This is a genomic window from Burkholderia sp. AW33-5 (assembly GCF_053427615.1).
On sequence record NZ_JBSAXA010000050.1, the window covers coordinates 1 to 7,462 of the forward strand.

Sequence of the window (7,462 nt, forward strand, 5' to 3'; positions counted from 1 at the left end):
GTGCAGGCATTTAACGCACCACCCAGAATTAAATCTCACCAACCCAACCCAGATAAAATAAATACCAATATCAGAAACACCCATTCGCACACCAAAGAAACAGGAAAATACTTAAAAATAATTTGACGGCCTCGACTGCCAAATACCTTATCAAAAACAAGATAACTGCGCAATCTTTGATCAATTTCGCCCTTCAAACGTAAACCGATCCAGCTATGAAAAAATCAGCAAAAATCATTCTCCCCATGTCATTTGCCGTTACCCTGCTGCTTGCCGCATGCGGCGGCGAGAAAGAAAACACTCCACCGACTGGATCGAACAGCGGTTCTCAGCAACCGCCGTCCGGATGGCTCCTCACCAATACGAAAGAGTTCCCATTTACCAGCGACCCCGAAATCGCCCTTACACGCACCCAGGGCATCGCCTTTGACACGCAGAGCAATTCGATTAATTTCTCAGGGAGACTCGGACTCGAAAACACCGACATGAGCTTCAACAAAACAAAATCGAATACCATTGCCATCACGGGCGATACACACGACAAATATCTGACTGATCACATTGGATGCATCGATACTTACCAAGGACAGATATTCGCACCGCTCGAGGACCAGGTGAACGGGTACCAGCACCCGGCTATCGCGACCTATGATGCGAATAACCTTTCGTTTACCGGTCAAATCGCGGCCCTGCCTCTCGATGTCGACCAGAATGACGGGGTGCCGTGGGTTGCCGTCGATTCAGGAAAGCAGATGGTGTACACGATGAAATACGGCAATGCGACCAAGCTCAACATGTTCACGCTCAGCTCACTGTGGACCGGAGCTCCGGTGCGTACGCAATTGAATTTGTCCCAGCCGTTATCCTCGATTCAGTGTGCCAAAGTCAGCGGCAACCACCTGTACACGCTCGGAAACGACTCCAGAATGACCGTTAACATGATCGACTTGAATACTGGAGCAGTAACGCCGGTTCTTCACTTGGCCGATTATGTCGGGCAAGCTTCAACGACTCACGAATCCTGGGAAGCGGAGGGGCTTGCCTTTTTTACGGACGCGAACGGTGCCACCTTGCATCTCACCGCCATTTCCAGTGACAAGGTTCTGGGCATTTCCACGCCTGACGGCGTAACGCTTTTCAATTTCAAACAGTAGGCGACGGCTGGAAACATTTTTGATTGAAGTGGCACGACGCGCCGCATCCGTCGGCGCAGTCGCCGTCCCCGCGCTCGGTCGAGATCCTGTCCCGGATTCCATCGATCAAAGCTGCAATGTTCATGCAGTTGCCGGCAGAGGGCAGGCTCGATCTACATTGCGATCCGTATGCGGGATCGGCTCCCGGCTGGTCAGGCAGTTGCCCGCGTCAAATTCGGTTGCTTTACGCCGACCCAGTCGAAACGTGCATAGGCGAGCGGCTCGATGCGCATGTCGACCACGGGCACTGTCAACTTGGCGGCTGCAAGTGGCGCTCGCGAGAACGTAAATGATTCCCTCAGACTGCAGACGGATTCTGAGCGTCACTGGTGAATTCTCTCCAGATTGCGAAGCGTTCGGCAAGCTGTTTGCGGTAGAGCGATGCGCGCAGCAGATGCCGCTTCAGGGCGAAGTGCTGGCGGATCGGCCCGAAGTTCGACAGGAAGGCCTGAGTGCGCTTCGGGTCGCGAAAGCCCTTGAAGCGCCGCTCGCGTTCGCGGGTCGGCTGATGACTGTTCTCGGCGCGGTTGTTCACGCGGGCAGCGGCCTTCACGAACACGTGCTTGACGTTGGCGAGCTCGGGGATGCCAGCCTTGGCAGCCGGGTAACTGCGTAACTGGTCGGTGACGATCTTGCGCGGTGCCGGACAGGAACGCAGCACTCGCTGGAAAAAGCGCTTGGCTGCGACCTTGTCGCGCCGCTTCTGCAGCAGGATATCCAGATCGGCACCGTGTTCGTCGACCGCCCGCCACAGCAGCCAGGGCTCGCCGCGCAGATTCACGAACATCTCGTCCAGATGCCAAGTGCGGCTCGGCTTTCGCCGCGCAGCCTTGACCCGCTGAGCGAAGGCCGCACCGAATTTGTCGCACCACCGGCGGATTGTCTCGTAGCTGACGATCACGCCGCGCTCGGATAGCAGCTCCTCAATGTCGCGTAGGCTCAACTGGAAGCGGAAATACCAGCGGACCGCCTGGCTGATAACTGCTGCGGGGAATCGATGGCCGTGGTAGAGCGCTTTCGGTTTCATCGCATCATCTTACGCGACCACACCCGCCAACGTGACAGTGCCCAATCAGGTCAACAGCAATAATCCCTCTTTAATCCAAGGTTATGTTGAGATAGCCGGCCCCAAGGCAAACGTCATTCTCGCAAGCCCTTCCGGATTAATCTTGTCGGGCGGCGGTTTTCTCAATACATCGAGAGCCACACTGACAACTGGCACGCCGCTGATTGACGCAAATGGAAACGTGACGGGGATTAATGTAACCCAAGGCAATATTACGGTGCAAGGGCCAGGGTTCAATGCGTCAAATCTCGATCAGGTTGATTTGTTGGCAAGAGCGGTTCAGGCCAACGCTGCTATTTATGGCGGAAGCAGCGTGAACGTTGTCACTGGCCCGAATCACATCGATTACGCCACGTTGGCCGCGACGCCCATTCAGGGCACTGGTCCGGTGCCGTCAGTCGGCATCGATGTGGGTCAGCTTGGCGGTATGTATGCCGGGAAAATCCTACTCGCGTCCAATGAGTACGGGGTTGGTGTTGGGGTCGTCTCAGAAAACGGAAAATAAAGCACGCTAAGCCCTTTTCGCCATTCCCATCGGCAACGGCTTGCCGTCAGCTTTCTGCTACAGCGAGGACTGCGAAGGGCTGGTATCGCTTTGGCACTGTTTGGCCTGCCCATCGCCTGGTCGCGCATCTACCTGGGGGTTCACTTTCCGCTGGACATGCTTGGTGCCATCGCGGTCGCAGCGTTCCGTGCCGTGCTGACGTTGCACGAAGCACGTTGGTATTTGGGACCGATCTACCGACTGGCGGCCCGTATCCATTGCTTGTTGTTCGGCAGGCTGATCGCGCTGGGATGGGTGCGCGAGTGAGCCTATGGATCGGCTAAGTCTGCCTGGTCAGACTGGCGGCAATCCCTTTCACCTCGGCAGGAGAACACCATGAACAATTTGCCAACGGTCAGAGCAAGCGACTGGCTCAACAAAGTCCCTGAAGTCACGCTGTCATTCTGGATCATCAAGATCATGTCCACGACGGTGGGCGAGACGGGGGCCGACTTCCTGGCGGTCAACGCGGGCTTTGGCCAAGGCTTGACGCGCACCGTCATGGGTGCCTTGCTGGCAGTCGCCCTGTTCACGCAGCTACGCACCCGCCGCTACACCCCTTGGATTTACTGGCTAACGGTCGTGTTGGTCAGCGTGGTCGGTACCCAGATCACCGATCTGTTGACCGACGGCCTGGGCGTCAGCTTGTACATCAGCACTTCGGCGTTCGCCATGGCGCTCGCCGCGATCTTCTTTGTCTGGTATCGGGTCGAACGCACTCTGTCCATCCACGACATCGTGACGCGCAGCCGGGAGCTGTTCTATTGGTCAGCCATCCTCTGCACGTTTGCGCTGGGCACCGCTGCCGGCGATCTGGCGACCGAGGCACTGGGCTTGGGCTTTACCTGGGGCGCAGTCGCCTTCGGCGCGCTTATCGGCATTACCTATGCAGCCTGGCGTATGGGTGGGAACGCCGTGCTGACCTTCTGGATCGGCTACATCCTGACCCGTCCCTTCGGCGCAGCGCTCGGCGACCTGCTGACGCAAGCCAAGACTTACGGTGGCCTCGGCATGGGGGCCATGTGGACCAGCGCCATGTTCCTCTCAGTCATCGTCATGCTGGTGGCCGTTGCGCAGATCGGCATGAACGCAGGCCGCTCCGCCCAAGCCGCCGAGTAACCCTCTACCCAATTTCCAAGGAGAAATCATGTCCAATCAGCACTCTATCGCTCGCCTTGTCGCCACCGTATCGGTGGTGGCGCTCGTAGCCCTGGCCACCGGCTGCTCCAAACCTGCCGACCAAGGCGGCACGAGCGCCGTGCCCGCCCCCGCGACCAACGCCAGCACGACATCGCTGAGCCAAGCCGCTTCCAAGCTGGGCGACTTGACCGCATTTCGCAGTATCGCCACTGACGTGGCCACCATCGTAGACAAGGGTGATCTGCCCGCCGCCAAGACCCGCATCAAGGATTTAGAGGTGACCTGGGATTCGGCCGAGGCCGGACTGAAACCGCGCGCTGCCGACGACTGGCATGTGCTCGACAAAGCCATCGACAAGGCGTTGTCTGCGTTGCGTGCCGATACGCCAAGCCAAGCTGACTGCAAGGCTGCGATGGGTGCTCTGCTAAAAACCTTCGACACGCTCGAAGGCAAAGCCTGACCCGTGAGCGTGCCCCATGAAAACATCCACTGAACACGCTCTGGCCAAGGTGCCCGAAGTCACGTTGGGCTTTTGGCTTATCAAGATTGCCGCGACCACGCTTGGCGAAACCGGCGGCGATGCTGTCTCGATGTCCATGAACCTGGGCTATCTGGTCGGCACCGGCATCTTCGCGGTGATCTTCCTGGCTGCCGTCGTTGCGCAGGTCAAGGCCAAGGGCTTCCACCCCTTCCTGTACTGGACGACCATCATCGCTACCACGACGGTCGGCACAACGCTGGCCGATTTTGCAGATCGTTCGCTCGGAATCGGGTACGCTGGCGGTTCGACTTTGCTGCTGGCCTTGCTGCTCGGCTCGCTCTTCGTCTGGCATCGCACCCTCGGCTCCGTGTCGGTGAGCACCGTCAGCTCGCCCAACGCGGAAGCGTTCTACTGGCTGACGATCATGTTCTCGCAGACACTGGGCACGGCGCTGGGGGACTGGGCGGCGGATACCGCAGGCTTGGGCTATACCGGCGCGGCCATCGTGTTCAGCGGGTTGCTCGCCCTGGTGGTGGTGGCCTACTACAGGACGGGCGTGTCCCGCACACTGCTGTTTTGGGCGGCGTTCATCCTGACCCGCCCGCTGGGTGCCGTGGTCGGCGACTTTCTGGACAAGCCGCTGAGCGCGGGAGGTCTGGCGCTGAGCCGCTATTCGGCGTCGGCCGCGCTGCTGGCCTTCATGCTGGTTGCAATTCTACTGTTCAGACAACGGGCAGCCCGGACGGCGCATTGAACAACAATTGAAAGGAGGGGGAATGCGGGTATTGCTGGTCGAAGACGACCCCATGATCGGCGAAGCGATCCAGGGCGCATTGAAGGACGCGTCCTACGCCGCCGACTGGGTGAAGGACGGGCAGACCGCTCTCACGACACTGGGTTGCCAACACTATGACCTGGTTCTGCTCGACCTGGGCCTGCCAGGCAAGGATGGACTGGAGGTGCTGGCCAGCCTCCGTGCCAAGGACAACCCGATCCCATTGCTCATCATTACGGCGCGTGATGGCCTGGATGATCGGCTGCGCGGCCTGGACGGCGGGGCCGACGACTATGTTTCCAAGCCCTTTCAGATGGCAGAGCTGTTGGCCCGGATGCGCGCCGTTCTGCGGCGCAAGGGCGGCACCGCCTCACCCGCGCTCACCAATGGCGTGGTGTCGCTCGATCCGGCCACGAAAGAGGCCAGCATCAAGGGCGGTTCCTCGATGCCACTGTCCAACCGCGAGTTTTCGCTGCTGCAAGCCTTGCTGGTACGGCCTGGGGCCATTCTCTCGCGCAGCGATCTGGAGGATCGCATCTACGGTTGGGGGGAAGAGGTCGAAAGCAATGCCGTCGAATTTCTGATCCACGCGCTGCGGCGCAAGCTCGGCAGCGAGGTCATCAAGAACGTCAGGGGGGTCGGATGGATGGTCTCAAAAGACGCCTAAACGAGTCGGTTCAGCTCAAGCTGTCCTTCACCCTATCGCTGGTCATCCTCGTGGTGGCCATCGTGGCTGGCGTCTTCTCGTTCCTGTCCGCCTTCGATGAGGCCCACGAGCTACAAGACGACGTGTTGCGCCAGGTGGCGCAGCTCATGGACCGTCAGCGCCTGTCACCTGCCGCACCGACCACCGATACCCGTCTCAAAGATGCCGATGAAGAATCGCGGGTGATCGTCCAGCGTTTGGGCGAGCTCAGTCCCTCTCCCGTAGGCGTGGATACTGGGGGCACACTCCCGCTTCCGACAACCCTGGCCGATGGACTACATACGCTGGAGGTCGGTGGCGAGTCGTTCCGCGTGATGGTCAAGACCACGGCTGCCGGTGAACGCATCGCCGTGGCGCAGGAAGCGGGTTTCCGCAATGAAATCGCCCGCGATGGAGCGCTGCGCACCGTGATGCCTTTTCTGATTCTCGTGCCGGTACTGCTATTGATCGTCGCTGACCTGGTGCGCAAGATGTTCCGCCCCATTGCCGCGCTCTCCAAGGAAATCGACCTGCGCGCAGAGCAGGAACTGCACCCCGTCGAAGACCGTCACCTTCCGGCCGAGGTGCGCCCGTTCGCCGTCGCAATCAATCGCCTGCTCGCCCGTGTCGGCCAGTCTATGGAATCCCAGCGCCGCTTTGTGGCGGATGCCGCGCACGAACTGCGCTCGCCGTTGACCGCCCTTTCGCTGCAAGCTGAGAGGCTGGCAGAGGCAGAAATGTCCGCCCTGGCGCGCGAACGATTGACGGTGTTGCGCCAAGGAATCGAGCGCGGCCGAAGCCTGCTAGATCAACTCCTGACCTTGGCCAAGGCGCAGTCGGCCACTGACAAGCCGAAGTCGCCGGTTTCCGTCCAGGGCATCTACCGCCGTGTGCTGGAAGACCTCATGCCTCTGGCCGAGGCCAAGCACATCGACATCGGGGTCGAAGGCACGCAAGACGCCGAAGTGTGGGCGAGCGAGATGGACATGATCGCCTTGGTCAAGAATCTGGTCGATAACGCCATTCGCTACACGCCGGAGAGCGGGAGGGTCGATCTTTCTGTTGGTGTATCGGAAGAGAAAGCCGAGCTGCGTGTTCGGGACAGCGGGCCTGGCATCCCGTTGGCAGAACGGGATCGGGTTTTTGATCCCTTCTACCGCACGCTGGGCAGCGAGCAGATTGGTTCTGGCCTGGGGCTGTCTATCGTCCAGACGATTGCCCATCGCATCGGTGCGGAAATTCGCCTCGATTTCGTGGACGAAACTCAGAAAACCGGTTTAAAGGTTTCCGTTATCGTTCCCTTGAGGCAATGACCTGAGAAACGTGGAGAGGGGGAATTGATGACTTCAATTGGCTGGTTCTATTGGGCACTACTGTCGGCTGTGTTTGCGGCGCTGACGGCCATTTTTGCCAAGGTAGGCATTCAGGGAGTGGATTCCGATATGGCTACCTTGATCCGAACAGCCATCATCATCGTCGTCCTGTCGGCGTATGTTGCCTACACGGGGAAATGGGCCAACCCCTTGGAGTTGTCACCCAAGACATAGATTTTTCTTGGGCTGTCCGGCTTTGCGACCG

The 7,462-nt window shown here is 59.3% G+C and carries 10 protein-coding genes and 1 pseudogene; 10 read left to right on the top strand and 1 reads right to left on the bottom strand.

What is annotated here, in order from left to right:
• Positions 1-215: 215 nt before the first annotated feature.
• Positions 216-1,154, top strand: a complete 939-nt coding sequence (locus ACV22V_RS31940; RefSeq protein ID WP_448016690.1) for a hypothetical protein — start codon at positions 216-218, stop codon at positions 1,152-1,154.
• Positions 1,155-1,159: 5 nt separating this feature from the next.
• Positions 1,160-1,333 (top strand): annotated as a pseudogene (locus ACV22V_RS31945) (aspartyl/asparaginyl beta-hydroxylase domain-containing protein); the annotation flags it as partial.
• Between the two features lie 158 nt (positions 1,334-1,491).
• Here the strand turns inward: ACV22V_RS31945 and ACV22V_RS31950 are convergent.
• The gene (locus ACV22V_RS31950) at positions 1,492-2,220 is read right to left on the bottom strand and encodes an IS6 family transposase (protein WP_448016692.1); all 729 of its coding nucleotides are present in this window, start codon (positions 2,218-2,220) and stop codon (positions 1,492-1,494) included.
• Here ACV22V_RS31950 and ACV22V_RS31955 point away from each other — a divergent pair.
• The 8 genes from ACV22V_RS31955 to ACV22V_RS31990 all read left to right on the top strand — a co-directional run bounded on the left by ACV22V_RS31955 (position 2,219) and on the right by ACV22V_RS31990 (position 7,431).
• On the top strand, positions 2,219-2,764 hold the full coding sequence (locus ACV22V_RS31955) for a two-partner secretion domain-containing protein (RefSeq protein WP_448016703.1): 546 nt from the start codon (positions 2,219-2,221) through the stop codon (positions 2,762-2,764). The genes ACV22V_RS31950 and ACV22V_RS31955 overlap by 2 nt on opposite strands.
• Positions 2,765-2,854: 90 nt before the next feature.
• Positions 2,855-3,070, top strand: a complete 216-nt coding sequence (locus tag ACV22V_RS31960) for a hypothetical protein (protein WP_448016694.1) — start codon at positions 2,855-2,857, stop codon at positions 3,068-3,070.
• A gap of 69 nt (positions 3,071-3,139) precedes the next feature.
• Positions 3,140-3,922 carry a COG4705 family protein gene (locus ACV22V_RS31965; RefSeq protein ID WP_448016696.1) on the top strand — a complete coding sequence of 261 codons (783 nt, stop codon included), beginning with the start codon at positions 3,140-3,142 and terminating at the stop codon, positions 3,920-3,922.
• A gap of 28 nt (positions 3,923-3,950) precedes the next feature.
• A complete protein-coding gene (locus ACV22V_RS31970; RefSeq protein WP_448016698.1) occupies positions 3,951-4,403 on the top strand; it encodes a hypothetical protein in 453 nt (150 codons plus the stop codon).
• A 16-nt stretch (positions 4,404-4,419) separates the two neighbouring features.
• Complete coding sequence (locus ACV22V_RS31975; protein ID WP_448016699.1) at positions 4,420-5,178, top strand: COG4705 family protein; 759 nt, start codon at positions 4,420-4,422, stop codon at positions 5,176-5,178.
• A 22-nt stretch (positions 5,179-5,200) separates the two neighbouring features.
• Entirely contained in the window at positions 5,201-5,866 is a 666-nt protein-coding gene (locus ACV22V_RS31980; RefSeq protein WP_448016700.1) for a response regulator transcription factor, read from the top strand.
• Positions 5,842-7,197: a sensor histidine kinase gene (locus tag ACV22V_RS31985; RefSeq protein ID WP_448016701.1), complete on the top strand. Its 1,356-nt coding sequence runs from the start codon at positions 5,842-5,844 to the stop codon at positions 7,195-7,197. The genes ACV22V_RS31980 and ACV22V_RS31985 overlap by 25 nt, the downstream gene beginning before the upstream one ends.
• 27 nt (positions 7,198-7,224) lie before the next feature.
• Positions 7,225-7,431 (top strand): EamA family transporter, encoded by a 207-nt coding sequence (locus ACV22V_RS31990; protein ID WP_448016702.1) that lies wholly within the window; start codon positions 7,225-7,227, stop codon positions 7,429-7,431.
• Positions 7,432-7,462 lie beyond the last annotated feature (31 nt).

Bases quoted from the DNA above. Each gene is read 5' to 3' on its own strand.
- ACV22V_RS31940 (WP_448016690.1), top strand. From the start codon at position 216: ATGAAAAAATCAGCAAAAATCATTCTCCCCATGTCATTTGCCGTTACC.
- ACV22V_RS31950 (WP_448016692.1), bottom strand. From the start codon at position 2,220: ATGAAACCGAAAGCGCTCTACCACGGCCATCGATTCCCCGCAGCAGTT.
- ACV22V_RS31965 (WP_448016696.1), top strand. From the start codon at position 3,140: ATGAACAATTTGCCAACGGTCAGAGCAAGCGACTGGCTCAACAAAGTC.
- ACV22V_RS31970 (WP_448016698.1), top strand. From the start codon at position 3,951: ATGTCCAATCAGCACTCTATCGCTCGCCTTGTCGCCACCGTATCGGTG.
- ACV22V_RS31975 (WP_448016699.1), top strand. From the start codon at position 4,420: ATGAAAACATCCACTGAACACGCTCTGGCCAAGGTGCCCGAAGTCACG.
- ACV22V_RS31980 (WP_448016700.1), top strand. From the start codon at position 5,201: ATGCGGGTATTGCTGGTCGAAGACGACCCCATGATCGGCGAAGCGATC.
- ACV22V_RS31985 (WP_448016701.1), top strand. From the start codon at position 5,842: ATGGATGGTCTCAAAAGACGCCTAAACGAGTCGGTTCAGCTCAAGCTG.
- ACV22V_RS31990 (WP_448016702.1), top strand. From the start codon at position 7,225: ATGACTTCAATTGGCTGGTTCTATTGGGCACTACTGTCGGCTGTGTTT.